17 protein-coding genes are annotated in these 18,837 nt (G+C 42.9%); 11 read left to right on the plus strand and 6 right to left on the minus strand.

What is annotated here, in order from left to right:
- Nucleotides 1-62: 62 nt before the first annotated feature.
- The 7 genes from rplM to MP387_RS01410 all read left to right on the plus strand — a co-directional run bounded on the left by rplM (nt 63) and on the right by MP387_RS01410 (nt 5,177).
- Complete coding sequence (gene rplM, locus MP387_RS01380) at nt 63-509, plus strand: 50S ribosomal protein L13 (protein ID WP_001044624.1); 447 nt, start codon at nt 63-65, stop codon at nt 507-509.
- An 18-nt stretch (nt 510-527) separates the two neighbouring features.
- Complete coding sequence (gene rpsI, locus MP387_RS01385) at nt 528-920, plus strand: 30S ribosomal protein S9 (protein WP_000075973.1); 393 nt, start codon at nt 528-530, stop codon at nt 918-920.
- 336 nt (nt 921-1,256) lie between these two features.
- A complete protein-coding gene (locus MP387_RS01390) occupies nt 1,257-2,222 on the plus strand; it encodes a hypothetical protein (RefSeq protein ID WP_242747146.1) in 966 nt (321 codons plus the stop codon).
- A gap of 204 nt (nt 2,223-2,426) precedes the next feature.
- Nucleotides 2,427-3,113: an XRE family transcriptional regulator gene (locus MP387_RS01395; RefSeq protein WP_242747148.1), complete on the plus strand. Its 687-nt coding sequence runs from the start codon at nt 2,427-2,429 to the stop codon at nt 3,111-3,113.
- Between the two features lie 3 nt (nt 3,114-3,116).
- Entirely contained in the window at nt 3,117-4,532 is a 1,416-nt protein-coding gene (locus tag MP387_RS01400; RefSeq protein ID WP_242747150.1) for a Y-family DNA polymerase, read from the plus strand.
- Entirely contained in the window at nt 4,529-4,891 is a 363-nt protein-coding gene (locus tag MP387_RS01405) for a hypothetical protein (protein ID WP_242747152.1), read from the plus strand. Before MP387_RS01400 ends, MP387_RS01405 begins: the two co-directional genes overlap by 4 nt.
- The gene (locus tag MP387_RS01410; protein ID WP_061418039.1) at nt 4,884-5,177 is read left to right on the plus strand and encodes a DUF5960 family protein; all 294 of its coding nucleotides are present in this window, start codon (nt 4,884-4,886) and stop codon (nt 5,175-5,177) included. The genes MP387_RS01405 and MP387_RS01410 overlap by 8 nt, the downstream gene beginning before the upstream one ends.
- A gap of 360 nt (nt 5,178-5,537) precedes the next feature.
- Here the strand turns inward: MP387_RS01410 and MP387_RS01415 are convergent, their stop codons facing one another.
- The 6 genes from MP387_RS01415 to MP387_RS01440 form a co-directional block, all read right to left on the minus strand.
- A complete protein-coding gene (locus tag MP387_RS01415) occupies nt 5,538-11,579 on the minus strand; it encodes an alpha-L-fucosidase (RefSeq protein WP_242747154.1) in 6,042 nt (2,013 codons plus the stop codon).
- A gap of 341 nt (nt 11,580-11,920) precedes the next feature.
- A complete protein-coding gene (locus MP387_RS01420) occupies nt 11,921-12,397 on the minus strand; it encodes a glutathione peroxidase (RefSeq protein WP_242747162.1) in 477 nt (158 codons plus the stop codon).
- Nucleotides 12,394-12,972 (minus strand): DUF3278 domain-containing protein, encoded by a 579-nt coding sequence (locus MP387_RS01425; protein ID WP_139658334.1) that lies wholly within the window; start codon nt 12,970-12,972, stop codon nt 12,394-12,396. The genes MP387_RS01420 and MP387_RS01425 overlap by 4 nt, the downstream gene beginning before the upstream one ends.
- A gap of 12 nt (nt 12,973-12,984) precedes the next feature.
- Nucleotides 12,985-13,326, minus strand: a complete 342-nt coding sequence (locus MP387_RS01430; protein ID WP_139658335.1) for a hypothetical protein — start codon at nt 13,324-13,326, stop codon at nt 12,985-12,987.
- A 10-nt stretch (nt 13,327-13,336) separates the two neighbouring features.
- Nucleotides 13,337-13,879: a DUF3278 domain-containing protein gene (locus MP387_RS01435; RefSeq protein ID WP_139658336.1), complete on the minus strand. Its 543-nt coding sequence runs from the start codon at nt 13,877-13,879 to the stop codon at nt 13,337-13,339.
- Between the two features lie 15 nt (nt 13,880-13,894).
- Nucleotides 13,895-14,089, minus strand: a complete 195-nt coding sequence (locus MP387_RS01440; RefSeq protein WP_001082470.1) for a helix-turn-helix transcriptional regulator — start codon at nt 14,087-14,089, stop codon at nt 13,895-13,897.
- Nucleotides 14,090-14,251: 162 nt separating this feature from the next.
- On the opposite strand from MP387_RS01440, the gene rsmH reads away from it, so the two are divergent.
- From rsmH to mraY, 4 genes are read left to right on the plus strand one after another with little or no spacing between them, the layout of a single operon-like run.
- Nucleotides 14,252-15,202, plus strand: coding sequence for a 16S rRNA (cytosine(1402)-N(4))-methyltransferase RsmH (gene rsmH / locus MP387_RS01445; protein WP_000159431.1), 951 nt, complete (start codon nt 14,252-14,254; stop codon nt 15,200-15,202).
- A gap of 10 nt (nt 15,203-15,212) precedes the next feature.
- Complete coding sequence (ftsL, locus tag MP387_RS01450; protein ID WP_000840795.1) at nt 15,213-15,530, plus strand: cell division protein FtsL; 318 nt, start codon at nt 15,213-15,215, stop codon at nt 15,528-15,530.
- Between the two features lie 3 nt (nt 15,531-15,533).
- Nucleotides 15,534-17,789 carry a penicillin-binding protein PBP2X gene (gene pbp2x, locus MP387_RS01455; RefSeq protein ID WP_125413317.1) on the plus strand — a complete coding sequence of 752 codons (2,256 nt, stop codon included), beginning with the start codon at nt 15,534-15,536 and terminating at the stop codon, nt 17,787-17,789.
- Nucleotide 17,790: 1 nt separating this feature from the next.
- Nucleotides 17,791-18,771, plus strand: a complete 981-nt coding sequence (gene mraY / locus MP387_RS01460; RefSeq protein WP_125413316.1) for a phospho-N-acetylmuramoyl-pentapeptide-transferase — start codon at nt 17,791-17,793, stop codon at nt 18,769-18,771.
- The last annotated feature ends 66 nt before the right edge of the window (nt 18,772-18,837 follow it).

Here is an 18,837-nt window from a genome sequence, read left to right on the forward strand (position 1 = left end):
AATACCCCGCGGACCGGAACATCCGCCCTGTAAACAAAAACGATATTCATATAGGAGAAATCATGAACAAAACTACATTCATGGCTAAACCAGGCCAAGTAGAACGCAAATGGTACGTTGTTGACGCAACTGATGTACCTCTTGGACGCCTTTCAGCAGTTGTTGCTAGCGTACTTCGCGGAAAAAACAAACCAACATTCACACCACACACTGATACAGGTGACTTCGTAATCGTTATCAATGCTGAAAAAGTTAAATTGACTGGTAAAAAAGCAACTGATAAGATCTACTACACTCACTCAAACCACCCAGGTGGATTGAAACAAATCTCTGCTGGTGAACTTCGTTCTAAAAATGCAGTACGTTTGATCGAAAAATCAGTTAAAGGTATGCTTCCACACAATACTCTTGGCCGCGCTCAAGGTATGAAATTGAAAGTATTCGTTGGAGCTGAGCACACTCACGCTGCACAACAACCAGAAGTTCTTGATATTTCAGGACTTATCTAAGGAAAGGAACAATAAAGTATGTCACAAGCACAATATGCAGGTACTGGACGTCGTAAAAACGCTGTTGCACGCGTTCGCCTTGTTCCAGGAACTGGTAAAATCACTGTTAACAAAAAAGATGTTGAAGAGTACATCCCACACGCTGACCTTCGTCTTGTTATCAACCAACCATTCGCAGTTACTTCAACTGTAGGTTCATACGACGTTTTCGTTAACGTTGTAGGTGGTGGATACGCTGGTCAATCAGGAGCTATCCGTCATGGTATCGCTCGTGCCCTTCTTCAAGTAGACCCAGACTTCCGCGATTCATTGAAACGCGCAGGACTTCTTACACGTGACTCACGTAAAGTTGAGCGTAAGAAACCAGGTCTTAAGAAAGCTCGTAAAGCATCACAATTTTCAAAACGTTAATTCGAGAGAATTACTATACTTACAGAGAGCACCTTTCGAGGTGTTCTTTTTATATTTTCATACTAAATTGGTGCAATCTGACAAAGTCAGTTGCCTCAGAACGTTAATCAATACGATACTATCAACGTTCACAAGCACTTCATGATTCACACTATGAGGTGTTTTTGCTTCTCTCATCTTCTCACGGTATCTCTCATGTGGTATAATGAGACAAGGATTGTTCCTCGTTTTAGACGAGTTTATGGAATTCAGGATAAGTTAGCAGGTGAGATGAGTATTTCTGTCAGTCTCCTATCTACCTGTTAACAACTGTCAAAAGTAAAAGGAGATTGTAGATTGGTTTTATTAGTATTAGGGATTTTGGTTTTGCTTATTCTAATTTTAAAAAGGAAACAGAAAACTGCTAAAAAATCTGAAGGAAAGGCCAAGAAAAGAAATTGGCTATTAATAGGTTGCTTATCCATAGTGATCCCAATCGTAATCTTCACAGTGTTCAGTCCGATTTTTTCTCTAATGGATATGTGGGGGCTGTTTGCCCATGCAAGTCGAACTGAGCTTGAGCAAGCTGTGCATCGTTCTTATCAAAACTACGGTCTTACAGGTCAGTTTGAGTTAGAAAAATACGAGAAAAACTATACAAGTGTGGGAGGATTTATAATCCATGGTACCTACAGTGAAAATATAGCCGGAAAAACCTATCAGGTTAAAACTCGATTTAAATACTATACTCGCTTTTCGAAAAATGAAACATATGGAAAGACAGATGCAGAAGTTGATTACAATAATTATAAAAAAATTTATGATGTTTTCCCAGAATTAGCCTATTTAGGGATTGAGGTTAGTCCAGGCACCAGCGAGTTTTTAAAAACACTGGACAGTTCAATCAAAGATCCTAAACTTTCTGATTTGAAGTATCAAGGTATTGGTTTTGAATTTAATAACCAATCTGATAATATCTATCTTTATAATGAAATATTAAAGGAAAATCAAAGCAAGGGCCAAGCTCTGCAAGGAATGTATCCCATGGATGCTCAATATCTTTTCCAAAAAGAGATTTTTATACCAACATTTGAATTTCAATATTTCGTTCCAAAAGAAAAAAGAGATCTCTTGTATGATGACTATCTTAAAGAGCTTGAAGCGCTCATGAAGGATTTTTTTGCCAACCAACCACTACCACGCGGTCTTTATGCTGTCAAAATTGCTAAGTATAAAGGGGATAAACTTGTCAGTGATAATGGTGTATACTATGTGAGGATTGATAATCAGCAAGTTGTAAAGCTGCTGCAAAAATTAGAGTAGGAGTTGCTAGATTTAGTCCAGTTTTTTGTTCAGAATCTCCAGGTGCAGTTGTTAAAATTTGATTTTCCCAGTGGACAATCGTCCACTTTTTTTATATAATAAAACTAAACCGAATTGGTTGAGTTTTAGAGGTGTAAGCTTAACCGTCGATTTGTTTTTCTAAGAGAGATATTCTCAATAAAACATCACACTAGGGGGTGAATCATGTACCAACCAGAAAAACTCAAGGCTCGGAGAAAAGAGTTAAAATTGACACAGAAGGAAATTGCAGAGGAATTAGGGATTAGTTTTCAGGCTTACTCGGCTTGGGAACGTGGAATTAAGGAACCAACCAAGGAGAAGGTTGCCCAGCTAGAGAACATTTTAAAAGTAGAAAAAGGGTATTTTACTCAGATTGAGATTGTTCGTCTCTACAATAGCCTCTCCAAGCAAGGGAAGGACAAGGTTGTGCTCTATGCTCGCAATCTGGCTCAAGAAGAACAAACTCAGAAGGTGGCGACCATGCCAGAGCGCCTCTACGAGTACCGTGTCTATGAACGTATGTCAGCAGGGATCGGGGCTTCGGTCTACGATGACCAGAATTTTGATACGGTCTACTTTAACGAGGAGTTGGCCCATGATTTTGCGTCCTGGGTGGCTGGGGACTCTATGGAACCTAAATATCAAAATGGTTCAGTGGCTCTGATTCGGGAGACAGGATTTGACTATGATGGGGCAGTTTATGCAGTGGTCTGTAACAACCAGACCTATATCAAACGGGTCTATCGGGAGGAAGATGGTTTGCGTCTGGTTTCTATAAATCCTAAATACAAGGACATTTTCATCTCCTATGAGGAAGATCCTCGGATTGTGGGGATTATCGTTGGGAACTTTGTGCCGATGGAGGGTTAGCCTATGGGCTACTTTGATTATTCCAGAGAGCCCAAAAGTGATATTGCCTTTGTCGATATGAAATCTTTTTATGCCAGTGTCGAGTGTGTGAAAAGGGGCTTTCATCCGCTAAAGACCTCGCTTTGTGTCATGAGTCGCGCGGATAATTCTACCGGCCTTATCCTAGCTTCCTCTCCCATGTTTAAGAAGATTTTTGGCAAGTCCAATGTTGGCCGGGCCTATGATCTGCCTTTTGATATCAAAACGCGCAAATTTTCTTATTACAATGCTCGAAAGCAAGGCTTGCCTACTGACTCAGACTATGTTCGCTACATCGAAGATTGGGCTCAAGTGACTTTGGTTGTGCCACCTAGGATGGATGAGTACATAGCGGTCAATATGGAAATCCAGCGAATCTTTCAAAATTATGGTAGTCCAGATGATATTTATCCCTACTCTATCGATGAGGGCTTTATCGATCTGACTAGTTCGCTCAACTATTTCATCCCAGACAAGAGTCTCTCTCGCAAAGACAAGCTGGATCTGCTTTCTGCTCGCATCCAGAGGGATATTTGGAGGCAGACAGGGATCTACTCTACGGTGGGTATGTCCAATGCCAATCCCTTACTGGCCAAGTTGGCTCTGGATAATGAGGCCAAGCACACTCCGACCATGAGGGTCAACTGGTCTTACCAGGATGTGGAAGAGAAGGTCTGGGCCATTCCTAAGATGACAGACTTTTGGGGGATTGGCAGGCGGATGGAGAAACGCTTGCATGCTCTGGGGATTTTTTCCATCAGAGAATTGGCCACCAGTAATCCAGACCAGCTACAGAAGGCTCTGGGTCAGGCTGGCCTGCGTTTGTGGTTTCATGCTAACGGGATTGATGAGAGCAATGTTCACAGGCCCTATAAAGCCAAGTCTCAGGGATTAGGAAATTCTCAAATCTTGCCGAGAGACTACGTGAAGCTACGAGATATCGAAATTATTCTCCGAGAAATGGCGGAGCAGGTGGCTATTAGACTGAGAAGGGCGGGCAAGAAAACAACCCTTGTCTCTGTCTATGTTGGTTTCTCTAAACAGGAGGTCAGGTCGTCTATTCACACACAAATGAAGGTCGAACCGACCAATAATACAGCTGTCTTAACGGATTATGTTTTGAAGCTATTTCATAGTAAATACACTTCTGGAGCGGTCAGAAGTGTTGGAGTCAACTATTCAGGATTTGTGGACGGGTCCTTTGGTTTGATTTCCCTCTTTGATGATGTTGACAAGTTAGAAAAAGAAGAAAGGCTCCAGACAGCCATTGACTCCATTCGGGAACAATTTGGTTTTACCTCCCTCTTAAAGGCCAATGCACTGGAAGAAGCCTCTAGGAGTCTTGCTAGAAGCAAGTTGATTGGGGGACATTCTGCTGGAGGATTAGATGGTTTAAAATGATTGATCGTTCTTATTTACCCTTTCAATCTGCGCGTGACTATCAAGATCCAGGGATGCAGAAGTGGATGGGCTTTTTCCTCTCAGAGCATACTAGTTCACTCGGTGAAGAAAAAAATCGGGTTGCTTTTTCGACGAGTTTGAATTCCGTTGAGAAGCTATTCTTGCTTTCGCAGTTGTATATCGGGCAACTAAAGGGATACTTTGTAGTCAAGGAAAAGAAGCAGAAAACCACTATCGTCGGCGAGGTAAGCGAAATATCACCTCAAACTCTATCTATTAGGACCAATGAGGGCTACAGGCTGATAGAGATTGTAGATGTCCTCGAAATTCGACTATGGGAGGAGGGAGTGTATGACTAGAAAAGAGTTGTATGAAAACAAACTGCAGATGGATTATTTTTCAGAAGCCTATATCCGTTTTGAAGAGGATTTCCAAAAATACTCTGCCATGAATGTTCCCTTGACTTTTTTGATCGATGATATCCTACGAACCATGGCAATGAATCAGAAGAACTACTTTGTCTTAAACAAGGAAAATGCCAAGGATGGGCGGGAGCATCGCTTTTATTTTAGGGTGGTGACAGAAAAAGAGTGCCCCAGAAATCGAACCTATGCATATGCTGGACTCAAAAATAGTAGTCAGTAGAGCTAGATATGGGAGAGGGAAGTCCGATCTAGGAAAGGTGGCTTTTGAACGTCAGAAGATCTCATGGTATTGGAATTCGAAACGTTATCCTTTATCTGTGGAGTTCTTGCAGAAACTTATGATGGTAGTTCTGATGAGATAAGAAAAGGGCCACTCTCTTTTTAGATGAGCGTTTATTTGAAAACGTGGTTGGATTTGAGAACAGCTATCTTCAATGATCATCTTACTTTATAGAGTCATACCAAAACATCCATGTATATTTGTGGATGTTTTTAATTTTACAGATAGAAAAAGAGAAGACCAAATGGTCTTCTCAACGGGGGAACTGAATAATTAGAAAGAATCAATCAAAGAGGGTTATTAGTCTTTGAAATTCTTTTGGAAAATGAGGAGAGACAAGATAGAAGTAATGGCTGCCAAGAAGAGGAAGGCAGTTGCTTCTTGTTCCCCAGTTGCAGGGAGTAGTCTTTCCTTGTCTTCTTTGATTGTAGCTGTAACAGGAGCTTTTTCATCTTTTGATGATGAGTTATCTGTTACGGCTGGCGCAGGTTTTTCAGTCTCTCTTGGTAGAACATACTCAGGAAGGGTCACAACCGGTGGCGCTTCTGTTCCAACTGAGCTTTGTTTGCTACCTACCTCAATCACTCGATCTTGAGCTGGAGTTGCTTCTGTCTGGAGAACCTTGCGATTGTCACCGTCCACTTCAACATACTCGACTAAGAGACCGTCTTTCCCTTCTGATAGAACTTGTTCTTTTCCTTTGTCTAATTGTGGGTTTTCGCGACGAATCGTCTTGAACGGTACGACCTTATTGACGATTTCTAAGCTTGGAAGTGTAAAGACAAGGTCTTTAACCCCTTCCTCAGGACTTGAAGAAGTAATTGGTTTTTCCGGTTGCGCCGGTTTCTCAGGTTGCGCTGGCTTTTCAGGCTGAGCCGGAGTTTCCGGTTGAGTTGGTTTTTCAGGCTGAACTGGCTTTTCAGGCTCAGCAGGTTTTTCCGGTTGAGTCGGATTTTCAGACTGAGCAGGTTTCTCAGGTTGCGCTGGAGTTTCCGGTTGAGCAGGTTTTTCCGGTTGAGTCGGATTTTCAGGCTGAGCTGGTTTTTCAGGCTCAGCAGGTTTCTCAGGTTGAGCTGGCTTTTCCGGTTGAGCGGGTTGTTCCGGTTGCGCCGGTTTTTCCGGTTGAACTGGCTTTTCAGGCTGAGCCGGCTTTTCAGGCTGAGCAGGTTTCTCAGGCTGAGCAGGTTTTTCAGGCTGAGCAGGTTTCTCAGGTTGCGCCGGTTTTTCAGGCTCAGTAGGTTTCTCAGGTTGCGCCGGTTTTTCCGGTTGAACTGGATTCTCAGGCTCGGCAGGTTGTTCAGGTTGCGCCGGTTTTTCAGGCTGAGCTGCTTTGAGCTTGTTGATTTGTTCGAGAGCAGTTTCTAGCGCTTGATTGACTGCTTCCTGAGTTTTAGCTTCTTGGATGGCAGCAATGGCTTGGTCAGCAATTTCTAACAATTTCTTCTTAGCTTCCTTGTTGGATTCAAGTTCAGCGACTTTTTTCTCGATAGCTTTTGTCAAGCTGTCCATAGCCTTATCGTACTCAATTTCCGGTTGTTTTGGTTCAGCTGGTTGCTCAGGCTGGTCAGGTTTCTCAGGTTCTTCTGGTTGTTCCGGTTGCTCTGGACTAGGTTCCTCTTGGCCTCTTTGATAGTTCTCGTCCTTGGATAGGATATCTTGTAGGGCACTGACTGTCAACATGACTTCTTGAACATCCACTGCATCAGCACTGAGTTGGTTTCTCAATTTTTCTAGATTTGCTTGGAAAGCTTGGCGTGCAGTAGCCGTATTTTTCAAGCCTGCTGGATCAAAGTTGGACAGATCGTCTTTCCATTTTGAGATAGACTGGATGATATCTGCCTTGCTGTAGAGTTCGCTACCTTCGCCACGAGTGATGAATTGGTCTACCTGGATACCGATATTTCGAGACAAATCGTTTCGATCAGGATCGAGTTGAAGGGTGACTGCGTGCAAGTTTTCGTCCAGACCTTTTAGGCTAACCAGAGTTTGATTGCCTTGGCGTTGGGCAGCGTGACCGCTAAAGTATTTCTTACCATCAATAGTTGAAGCATTTCCCATACCCTCTTGGTAAGGAACTTCTTTGCCGTCGAGGAATACCTTGTAGATACCATGATTTGGATCAACATAGCCCTTGATATCAAGTCCAGTACCGTAGAAGTAAGCTGTTACGGTTGTCTTTTTCTTTTGTTCATCAGTTAAGCGACCAAAGGAAGCCCAAGACTCCGTCTTTTGGTATTTATCTGCGGAATTGGTTTCATGGTGCCAGCCAGGACTGTAATCCAACTGACTAGCTTGGTCATCATAACTTGTTTGATCCTTGATCAGCAATTCAGCTTTCATCACTTGGATGGTTGCATCGGTAGCAAAACCGAGCAAGGCACCATCAGAAACAGAAGTAAGCTTGGCTTTGAAGTCAAAGACAGAGTCGGCCTGTTCTGTAAAGTCAATCGTTGGGATGGTAACAGTCTTTTCTGTTTCTCCATCTTTAAAGGTCACATCTTGAGTTGTATCTTGGTAAACTTTACCGTGAACCCCAGTTCCAGGTTCTGTGATGAAGCGAACAGTAGCAGCCCCCTTGCTTCCACCAACACGTTTAATCTTAACAGTGACGGGTTTTCCTTTTTCGACTTCGTAGTTAGTAGACTCGAGTTCAAACATTCCCTTGCTATCATTGTTTAGGGTGTAGATCCCTTCTGTAGCAATTGGTTCGCCTGTTTTGTTCACGAGGGTAATAGTGTGTTGGCCTGGTGCTAAATCGCCTGTCTCAAAGACTTTTTGGCTACGTTTACGGCTAGCATTCTTAGTTTGCACATCTGCAACCTTTTGACCATCAACGTAGACGGACATTTCTCCGTGACCTGGATCGACTGTAGAGACAACATAGGCCTTGGTTCCTGTGAAGGTATAGCTTACTTTGGCATCTTTTTGATTGGTCCACATAGAAGTGCCACGAACACCTTCAGATTCATTGTACCAAGTTGTTCCAGCTGTATCTGCCGTTGTGTTTGAGTGGTATTCAAGTCCAAGAGGGTAGCCATCTGTCTTTTCAATGCTACTTGGTGTCTTGTAGACTGAGAAGTTGGTCAAGATTGGAGTTGCTTGAGCACCGGTGATGGTTACACGGATTTTTTGTGCTTCTACAGGCTTGCCTTGAACCAAGCGACGGTAACCAACGGTCGAACCTTCGCCGTATGTCACCCAACGTCCATTGATTTCGACTTCAATCTTGAAACCAGAGATACGTTGACCTTTGGCGATGTCTTCCTTGAGTTCAACGACGTCAAAGCGTCTCTTTTGCCCCAAATCGACTGTAAAGCTACCGGTTGTGGCATCATTTGAGAGCGCCCAGCTGGTGTCATCTTTACCGTCTGTGAGGTGGCTTTCCTTGTAAAGGTGGTTTTGACGAGTAGAACTTGCTGTTACAGTGGCACCTTTGGCAAAGTCAGTTGCATACATTTGGTCTAGGGTTGCCTTGAATTCCTTCAAGCGAGCCACATCTGCATCTGCAAATTTTCCTTCTTTATTTGGTGGAATATTGAGAAGGAGTGGGGTTCCACGACCAACAGACTTGAAGTAGATGTCCATCAATTCTTTGAGTGATTTCGGCTGTTGATTGTCATGATAGAACCAGCCAGAACGAATCGAAACATCAGCTTCCCCTACAGAGTACATATCACCATCAGGGTCACCATGGTTGAGGTATTCGTTTTTCACATCGTCTGTGATGTTGGCCCTTTTGACTTTATGCCATACAGGGTCGCCTGCTATCCCCCGTTCATTTCCAATCCAGCGAACGCTTGTCGGTTGAGCAGAGAAGATAGCAATATCTCCTTCAGCTTCTTTGATGTATTTGAACCATTCATCAAAGGTATAGGTTACTTTTTGGGCACCGCTACCACGCGCACCGTCCATCCAAACCTCGATAAATTTCCCTTTATTACCGTATTTCGGATTACCAAGGATTTCTTTCAGCTGGTTGAGATAGTATTGGTTGTATTCTTTTTCGGTTGCGACATGGTATTTTGGATGGTTGGCATCCCATGGTGATAGGTAAACCCCCATGTTCATGTCGTACTTGCTAGCAGACTTGGAAACTTCTTCGAGAAGGTCACCTTTTCCATCTTTCCATGGGCTAGCAGCTACGGTATGGTTGGTGTACTTAGATGGGTAAGCAACGAATCCGTCGTGGTGTTTAACAACCATAATGGTTCGTTTGAAGCCCGTTTCCTTCAGAGTGCGAATCCACTGGTCAGTATCCAAGTTGGTTGGATTGAAGTATCGAGGGTCTTCTTTCCCATTACCCCATTCAGAATTGGTATAGGTGTTCATTCCGTAGTGGATGAAAGCTGCCAATTCTTCCTTGTGGTAATCGAGTTGAGCCTTGCTTGGAAGAGGTCCATGATTGCCAATCTCAGTTTCTTTATCTTCTGGATGAGCGACTGGTGGAGTCGGAGTCGTTGGATTAGCCGTATCAGCGACTGGCTCGTATTCAAAGACGACCTCATTCACACCTTTTTGCTGGATCCTTGCTTCCAAGCTAGCTTTTACTGGACGGTAGCCAGCAATGTCTTTTGCATGGAAGGTGTTGACAAAGGAAACGTCATACTCTTGACCGTCATTGTTATCAACTGTCGCTTCCGCTAGTTCAGTAGTGCTTCCTTTTTGACGGTAGTAAACTTTGAAGGTGCCTTTGTTGACTTTATAGACTACCTTGATGATACGTGTACCGGCAGGCGCTTTGCTGACAACATTGTGATCTTCAGTCCAAGTATCTTTTAGCTGTTTATTGACTGCTACGCCATCAATGGATACAATTTCGTATTTGTCTTTATTCTTCTGGTAGAAGTCCGTTTTCTCGATTTCTTTTTTGAAATTATAGTCAAATGGCGAATCAACAGCTGTCTGTTCGATAAAGGTGTCATTATCTTTGACAGGATTTCCTTCTTCGTCTTCGTGTTGGATAACCACACGACCGTACTCAACTCCCTTGGTCAAGGTAGCAATACCATCTTGGTTAAAGGAATATTCGTTGCCTCCGATCACAGCTTTCTCATTCCGAAGCATACGTCCTTCATCAGTAAAGTAGTAACGATTTCCGTTATCACCTTGGTACCAGCCTTTCACACCATACTTGGCAATCATGTCCTTAACCCATTTCAGTTGTTCAGGTGAAAGGACGAGTCCGCCACCAAAGCGATCCTTTTCAGCGACACCATTGTCAACGGTTCCGTGTTGGTGAACACCCAGAACTTTTCCTTGGCTATCGACAATCCCTCCACCAGACAAACCAGATACAGAAGTGGTTTTGTAGGTGATACCAGTCGTTCCCTTATCATCATAGGACTCAACAGATCGGATGGTCCCATCTGCCTTGTAAAGCTGACCAGCTAGGATAGGTTGTTTCAGTTCTTTTGAGCTCGAGTCAGTTGGGTAGCCAATCGTACTGATGGCTTCTCCCGGCTGATGCGTCTTGTGCTCCGCTAAAGGCGCAAAGGTTGCTGCTTTGTTTGGACTAGCAATCGGAAGAGGAATAGGAGCTTCTACAAGAGCAAGGTCATTCTTATAGCCTTTTCCAAACTCTTTCTTGTTCCAGAAATGGATGTCTTTTTCTCTGAATAAAACCGTAGTTCCAGAAGATGGCAGTGAGTTTTTCTTTTCGCTGTTTGAACCAACGTTATAGTAGAACTGGGCAGATTTTCCACCACGAATGTGACCCTCGCCAGTTTCTTTATTGGCCTCTAAGAAGTTATGAGCAACGGTAAGGATCAGGTTAGGTGCTACGAAGATACCTGAGCCTGAAACGAGGTAGCGTTGCTCCCCTGCATTGTAAGTGCTGTAAACCATAGTAGCAGCAGTAGCAGGTTGTCCCTCGTAGTTGATGTGTTTGAGGTCTTGTCCACCGTTAATGATGGCACGGTTTCCGTTCTCAGATTCTTTTGGAGCTTCTTCCTTGTCCTTTAGAATGCTCTTAGTTTCTACTGTTGGACTAGCTTTTTGGTCAACGATAGTAGTCGTATCGAGTTCTTTGACAGGTGTGTCTGGATAGGCACGGTCCTGAATGTCTTCAGGGAGCAAGTCAGCACTGTTAGTATCTGCAACAGGTGTTTCTTGTTTTTCAGCTTCTACACGGTCTTCTTCTTTGACTGGTTCAGCCTTGGTCTCTTCTATATCTGCGACTTGTTTCATTTGCTGATCTAAATTGGATGTCGTGGCAGGAGACGTTTCGTCTGCACGCACGATTCCAGAAGCAAAAAATGCCAGTCCCACGATAACAGATGCCACACCTACAGTCAACTTCCGAATGCTAAATGTTTGCCCTTTTTCAAAAAGGTATCGATTCATAATATACTCCTAGTTTTTAGAAAGGCAGTCAGCTACTGCCCGAGCCCAAGTCTGACTTGGTTACAACTTGATTTAATGAAAAACTCTCTGATAATTTGTAAGCCACCTTACCTCCTTTGTATAAAGCGCTTTCATTTTAAGATAAAAAAATTTAAAAGGTCATTTCTCCCTTAAAATGACTGAAAACTTTTAATATAACAAATATACTAAATTAATAAAAGAATTGCAATGGCAAAAAGCAAAAAAATAAATATAAATTAAAGAAAATCAGTTACTTTTTAAAGAAAAAACGCATCCTTTCAAGGCTCAAACTAAATGAAAGGATACGTTATAAAAAGAAATTAGGGTATTTTTTGAAGAGACTCTTGGATGGTTTGGGGGTCTGTTTTGGAAGAGAAGCGCTCAAGGACTTGCCCATCTCGGTCAATGAGAAACTTAGCAAAATTCCATTCGATTCGTTTTCCTAGCGGGCCAGATTTCTGGTCTTTTAGCCAAACATAAAGAGGATCAGCCTCCTTGCCGTTGACCTTGATCTTGGCAAAGCGAGGGAAAGTGGTCTGATAGTATAGGCTACAGAAACTATTGATTTCCTCTGCGCTACCGGGTGCTTGTCCCATAAACTGATTGCAAGGGAAATCTAGGATTTCAAAGCCCTTATCTTGATAGCGTTCATAGAGTTCTTGAAGTCCCTGGTACTGGGGCGTTAAACCACATCCGGTAGCAGTGTTGACAATCAAGAGAACCTTGCCACGATAGCTCTCCAGGGGAGTTGCTTGGTTGTTTTGGTTCAAAACGGAAAAATCATATATACTAGTCATTTTTCTATATTCTCCTTATGCATTCCTGATTCAGAGTGTTTCACCTCGTGTTCCGATAAAAAGGCATAGGTCATGGTTCCAAAGATGGCTCCAATTCCTAAACCCAAGACTAGTAAAGGGAGCATTTTATCGAACTGGGAGAGATTGTCCCAAAAGGTGTCGAGAGGAAGATGCTGAACAAAGAGTTTATGAAAGATTAGTAAGAGGAAGAGACCAAGCTGAATACTGATGAATACACCCCAACTACGAACTTTGATTTGGCTTTTGCTGTAGCTTTTGTGATGGATTTCGGACGGGTCATCCTTGTCTAAATGTAAGTTGCGAACTGCTAGTCTCGCCCTAGATGCGAGGACGAAGATAAGTCCAAAATAGAGGTAGGGCATGGCATCTCGAACCAACTCTATGAAGCGTCCAAATAGGAGATAGAACAAGAAGAGTAGGAGGGAGGAGTAAACGATTTGGATCAAGGCACGGGCACAAGCCTTGTAAATCATCTCTTGACGGCATTCATCAAAAGGCCCTTGTATGTGAAAGAATAGTTTGAGTAAGCGAGTGGTGAGATCTTCTTTTTTCATGGGAGTAATCTCCTAAATGAGCGATTTTTGATTGACTTCTTTAAAGAGTTGATAGAGAGTATAGAAGTAAACCAAACTAAAAATGATACAGATTATTAGAAATACCAGGTATCTCCAATCCCTAGGATTTGTTAAAAGTTGTGGAAAGGATACGAGGATAAAACAGAGAGATGCGTTTAGAAGACGTATTTTTTTTGATTGGATTTTCTGGAATCTCTGTCCCTTGTTCAATACAGGAAGGAATAAAAGAAAGATAATCAAGAAAGGATGCTCAATATGTCCAGAAAGTAGGAAAAAGGTAACAAAGATACTGATAAAAACATGACTGATCAGTAGTCTAGCTAGTGATTTCATAAGGCACCTCCTAGTCGTCTTCTTGGTCTTTCTTTGCTTTTTGAATGCGAAGAGAGACGATAATTTGCATCATCAGTCCAAAAAAGAACGCTCCCAGTATCGTTTTTAAAATATGTTTTGAATTCAGAAGAGAACTGATGAAATTTGGATTTTCACTGGTTAGGGTATCGATGAGTGGCATTATAAAAAATATCGCTATTCCATAGATTAGGCCCGCTTTTAGACCAGGAAAATGCAGTTGTTTACTTTCTTTCTTACTTAACATTTCGGGATCAATAGCTGTGATGCCCGTTTTCTTGGTTTGAGAGACCACATAGAGGGCAGCCATCATCGAAATGCCAAACACCACGAGAGGATAGCCGATAGCGACAATTTGTGGGTATTTATAAGCAAGGACAAAGGGAATGAGGTTGCCAAATATCATGAGATAAAAGAGAACGATAAAGACCTGATTCCCGATACGATCGGCCTCGCGCCGTTTGTGTTCGTCAAGGGGGCCAGAAATGCCATATGTGCGTTTGATGAGTTTGTCAGTGAGAGTTTCTTTTTTCATTTGTTTGCTCCTTTTTTAAAAATCGTCTTCCCAAAAGAGGCTATTGAGGTCAGTTTGGAGGCTGCGGGCGAGGTTGAGACAGAGTTCTAGGGTTGGATTGTACTTGTCATTTTCAATCATGTTGATGGTCTGTCTCGAGACACCGATATCTTTGGCGAGCTCGAGCTGGGAAATGCCCAGTTCCTTGCGGAATTCTTTCACACGATTCATAGAGTCTCCTTTCTGATATGTCGTATATATTTGACTATATTATATTCTTTTGGGGATGAGATGTCAAGTATATATGACATATTTTTGAGAATTTTTTTCGAAGAAACTTAGCCTTGTCTGACAAGTGCAAGCTGGTCAGATTTGTGGTAAAATAGATAGGATATGACAAAAGAATTTCATCATGTAACGGTCTTGCTTCATGAAACGATTGATATGCTTGACGTAAAACCTGACGGTACCTACGTTGATGCGACCTTAGGCGGAGCAGGCCATAGCGAATATTTATTAAGTAAATTGAGCGAAAAAGGGCATCTCTATGCCTTTGACCAGGACCAGAATGCCATTGACAATGCGCAAAAAAGGTTGGCACCCTATATCGAAAAGGGGATGGTAACCTTTATCAAGGATAACTTCCGTCATTTGCAGGCACGTTTGCAGGAGGCTGGTGTCCAGGAAATTGATGGAATTTGTTATGACTTGGGAGTGTCCAGTCCTCAGCTGGATCAGCGTGAGCGTGGCTTTTCTTATAAAAAGGATGCGCCACTGGATATGCGGATGAATCAGGAAGCTAGTCTGACGGCCTATGAGGTGGTCAATCATTATGACTATCATGACTTGGTTCGGATCTTTTTCAAGTATGGTGAGGATAAGTTTTCTAAACAGATTGCTCGTAAGATTGAGCAAGCGCGTGAGGTGAAACCAATTGAGACGACGACGGAGTTGGCAGAGATTATCAAGTCTGCCAAGCCTGCCAAGGAACTCAAGAAAAAGGGGCACCCTGCCAAGCAGATTTTCCAGGCTATCCGAATCGAAGTCAATGATGAGCTGGGTGCAGCAGATGAATCCATCCAGCAGGCTATGGACATGCTGGCTCTGGATGGGAGAATCTCGGTCATTACCTTCCATTCGCTGGAAGACCGCTTGACCAAGCAACTATTTAAAGAAGCTTCAACAGTGGAAGTTCCCAAAGGCTTGCCCTTCATTCCAGATGACCTTAAGCCCAAGATGGAATTGGTATCCCGCAAGCCAATCTTGCCAAGTGCTGAAGAGCTAGAAGCCAACAACCGTTCGCATTCAGCTAAGTTGCGCGTGGCTAGAAAAATTCACAAGTAAGAGGAAAAACATGGCAGAAAGAATCGAAAAAACAAGCCAGTTATTGCAAACGAAGTTTAAAGGTTTTTCACGTGTGGAAAAGGCCTTCTATGTTTCGATTGCTGCAACAATGATTATCCTGGCAATTAGCGTTGTGTTTATGCAGACCAAGCTATTACAAGTTCAGAATGAATTAACTAAGGTCAATGCTCAAATCGAAGAAAAGAAAACAGAGCTAGACGATGCCAAGCAAGAGGTCAATGAATTGATTCGTTCAGAACGTTTGAAAGAGATTGCAAACTCTAAGGATTTGCAGTTGAATAACGAAAATATCCGAGCAGCGGAGTAAGAAATGAAACAGTGGAAAGAAAAAATCATCCGTTATGCCGTTCGTAACCGTAAATCTCCAGAAGAAAACCGCCGAAGAGTAGGGAAAAGCCTGAGTTTATTGGCTGTCATACTCTTCGCTGTCTTTTTGGTCAACTTTGCGGTCATTATCGGAACGGGTAAAAAATTTGGTAAGGACTTGGTTCAAGAAGCAAACAAGGTCCATCAAACAACCAAGACCATCCCAGCCAAACGGGGAACCATCTACGATCGTAATGGAACGCCTATTGCTGAGGATGCGACTTCGTATAATATCTATGCCGTTATTGACAAGACCTACAAGTCAGCAACAGGCAAAATTCTCTATGTAGAGGATTCTCAATTTAATAAGGTAGCTGAGATTTTCCATAAATACCTAGATATGGAAGAGTCTTATGTCAAAGAACAGCTTTCTCAACCAGATCTAAAACAGGTATCCTTTGGTACCAAGGGAAATGGGATCACCTATGCCAATATGATGGCTATTAAAAATGACCTAAAAACTGCTGGCGTTGAGGGGATTGACTTTACAACTAGCCCTAACCGCAGTTATCCCAATGGACAGTTTGCTTCTTCCTTTATCGGTTTAGCGCAACTCCATGAAAATGAGGATGGCACCAAACGTTTGATTGGGACATCTGGATTGGAGAGTTCTTTAAATAACATTCTGGCGGGTACAGATGGGATCATCACCTATGAGAAAGATCGTCTGGGAAATATTGTTCCGGGTACAGATCAGGCTTCCCAACAAACGGTAGATGGAAAAGATGTCTACACAACCCTTTCTAGTCCCTTGCAATCCTTTATGGAAACCCAGATGGATGCCTTTCAGGAAAAGGTAAAAGGCAAGTACATGACGGCGACCTTGGTCAGTGCCAAAACAGGGGAAATTCTCGCAACAACGCAACGACCAACCTTTGATGCCGATACTAAGGAAGGAATCACTAAGGACTTTGTTTGGCGTGATATTCTTTATCAAAGTAACTATGAACCAGGATCAGCCATGAAGGTCATGACGTTAGCTTCTTCTATTGATAACAATACCTTCCCAGGTGGAGAATACTTCAATAGCAGTGAATTAAAAATAGCGGATGCGACGATTCGAGATTGGGATGTTAATGATGGTTTGACTACTGGTGGGATGATGACTTTCTCACAAGGTTTCGCTCACTCCAGTAATGTTGGAATGAGTCTACTTGAACAAAAAATGGGAGATGCTACTTGGTTGGATTATCTCAATCGCTTTAAGTTTGGGGTGCCGACGCGTTTTGGTCTGACTGATGAGTATTCAGGTCAATTGCCTGCAGATAATATTGTTAATATTGCCATGAGTGCATTTGGTCAGGGGATTTCTGTAACGCAGACCCAGATGCTACGTGCTTTTACAGCCATTGCCAACGATGGGGTTATGTTGGAGCCAAAATTTATCAGCGCCCTCTATGACCCAAATGACCAGTCTGTCCGTAAGTCTCAAAAGGAAATCGTCGGAAATCCTGTATCAAAAGCGGCAGCATCCTCTACTCGGGATCACATGGTCATGGTCGGAACAGATCCTGTCTATGGTACCATGTACAACCATAGCACAGGAAAGCCTAATGTCAATGTTCCAGGTCAGAATGTTGCCCTCAAATCAGGAACTGCTCAGATTGCTGATGAGAAGAATGGGGGCTACCTAACAGGTGAAACCAACTATATCTTCTCCGTTGTGTCGATGCATCCTGCTGAGAATCCTGACTTTATTCTCTATGTAACGGTGCAACAGCCAGAGCATTATTCAGGTGTTCAGCTGGGAGAGTTTGCCAACCCAATCCTTGAGCGAGCTTCTGCCATGAAAGAATCCCTCAATCTTCAGTCAACTGCCAAGAGCTTGGATCAGGTCAGCAAGACAACAAGCTATGCCATGCCAGCTACCAAGGACTTTACTCCGGGTGACCTAGCAGAGGAATTGCGTCGTAACCTTGTCCAACCAATCGTTATCGGAACAGGAACCAAGATCAAGGAACTCTCGGTTTCTGAAGGAGATAATTTGGAAGCCAATCAGCAGATCTTGATCCTGTCTGATAAGGTCGAAGAAATGCCTGATATGTACGGCTGGACAGATGAAAATGTGCAAACATTGGCCAAATGGCTCAATATAGAAGTCGAGTGGGAAGGTAGTGGCAAAACGGTCAAGAAACAAAGTGTCCGTGCCAATACAGCCCTCAAAGACATTAAAAAAATGAAAATAACTTTAGGAGATTAAGATGATTAGTTCCATTAGTGCTGGAGTTCTAGCCTTTCTATTGACCTTGATAGGTATTCCAGCCTTTATCCGATTTTATCGCAAAGCACAGATTACGGGTCAGCAGATGCACGAGGATGTCAAACAACACCAAGCTAAAGCTGGGACTCCAACCATGGGAGGTATTGTCTTCCTGATTGTTGCAGTAGTAGTGAGCTTCCTTGTCGCTCTCTTTACCCAACAATTGACCAACAATGTAGGCATGATTTTGTTTATCTTGGTTTTATATGGTTTGGTAGGTTTTTTGGATGATTTCCTCAAGGTCTTTCGTAAAATCAACGAAGGCTTAAATCCCAAGCAAAAACTTGCTCTCCAGCTCCTTGGAGGAGTGATTTTCTACCTCTTTTATGAACGTGGTGGCGACATGCTTTCGGTCTTTGGCTACCAAGTTCACCTGGGAATTTTCTATATTTTCTTTGCCCTTTTCTGGCTAGTTGGCTTTTCAAATGCGGTGAATCTGACGGACGGGATTGACGGCTTAGCAAGTATTTCCGTAGTGATTAGCTTATCGGCCTACGGTGTGATTGCTTATATGCAAAATCAACTGGATATCCTTCTTGTGATTCTTGCTATGATTGGTGGTTTGCTAGGTTTCTTCGTCTTTAACCACAAGCCTGCCAAGGTCTTCATGGGAGATGTGGGAAGTTTGGCTCTTGGTGGGATGCTGGCAGCTATTTCTATGGCCCTCCACCAAGAATGGACCCTTTTGTTGATTGGGATTATCTATGTCTTTGAGACAAGCTCTGTTATGATGCAGGTTACCTACTTTAAACTTAGTGGTGGGAAGCGTATTTTCCGTATGACACCTGTGCATCACCATTTCGAGCTTGGAGGATTCTCAGGCAAGGGCAATCCTTGGAGTGAGTGGAAGGTTGACTTCTTCTTTTGGGGAGTTGGGCTTCTAGCAAGTCTCTTGACCCTAGCCTTTTTATACCTAATGTAAACATAATTTCTGATTACAAAATAAAACAGGATGAAGGTGATCTTCATCCTGTTTTTGTGTGCTTAA

Source organism: Streptococcus oralis (assembly GCF_022749195.1).
Lineage (GTDB): Bacteria > Bacillota > Bacilli > Lactobacillales > Streptococcaceae > Streptococcus > Streptococcus oralis_CI.

What these genes read in the sequence shown, in the direction of transcription:
- mraY (WP_125413316.1), top strand. Translation starts at nt 17,791, where the DNA reads ATGATTAGTTCCATTAGTGCTGGAGTTCTAGCCTTTCTATTGACCTTG.
- MP387_RS01425 (WP_139658334.1), bottom strand. Translation starts at nt 12,972, where the DNA reads ATGAAAAAAGAAGATCTCACCACTCGCTTACTCAAACTATTCTTTCAC.
- MP387_RS01435 (WP_139658336.1), bottom strand. Translation starts at nt 13,879, where the DNA reads ATGAAAAAAGAAACTCTCACTGACAAACTCATCAAACGCACATATGGC.
- rpsI (WP_000075973.1), top strand. Translation starts at nt 528, where the DNA reads ATGTCACAAGCACAATATGCAGGTACTGGACGTCGTAAAAACGCTGTT.
- MP387_RS01410 (WP_061418039.1), top strand. Translation starts at nt 4,884, where the DNA reads ATGACTAGAAAAGAGTTGTATGAAAACAAACTGCAGATGGATTATTTT.
- rsmH (WP_000159431.1), top strand. Translation starts at nt 14,252, where the DNA reads ATGACAAAAGAATTTCATCATGTAACGGTCTTGCTTCATGAAACGATT.
- MP387_RS01400 (WP_242747150.1), top strand. Translation starts at nt 3,117, where the DNA reads ATGGGCTACTTTGATTATTCCAGAGAGCCCAAAAGTGATATTGCCTTT.
- MP387_RS01440 (WP_001082470.1), bottom strand. Translation starts at nt 14,089, where the DNA reads ATGAATCGTGTGAAAGAATTCCGCAAGGAACTGGGCATTTCCCAGCTC.
- pbp2x (WP_125413317.1), top strand. Translation starts at nt 15,534, where the DNA reads ATGAAACAGTGGAAAGAAAAAATCATCCGTTATGCCGTTCGTAACCGT.
- MP387_RS01420 (WP_242747162.1), bottom strand. Translation starts at nt 12,397, where the DNA reads ATGACTAGTATATATGATTTTTCCGTTTTGAACCAAAACAACCAAGCA.
- MP387_RS01405 (WP_242747152.1), top strand. Translation starts at nt 4,529, where the DNA reads ATGATTGATCGTTCTTATTTACCCTTTCAATCTGCGCGTGACTATCAA.
- rplM (WP_001044624.1), top strand. Translation starts at nt 63, where the DNA reads ATGAACAAAACTACATTCATGGCTAAACCAGGCCAAGTAGAACGCAAA.
- MP387_RS01415 (WP_242747154.1), bottom strand. Translation starts at nt 11,579, where the DNA reads ATGAATCGATACCTTTTTGAAAAAGGGCAAACATTTAGCATTCGGAAG.
- ftsL (WP_000840795.1), top strand. Translation starts at nt 15,213, where the DNA reads ATGGCAGAAAGAATCGAAAAAACAAGCCAGTTATTGCAAACGAAGTTT.
- MP387_RS01430 (WP_139658335.1), bottom strand. Translation starts at nt 13,326, where the DNA reads ATGAAATCACTAGCTAGACTACTGATCAGTCATGTTTTTATCAGTATC.
- MP387_RS01395 (WP_242747148.1), top strand. Translation starts at nt 2,427, where the DNA reads ATGTACCAACCAGAAAAACTCAAGGCTCGGAGAAAAGAGTTAAAATTG.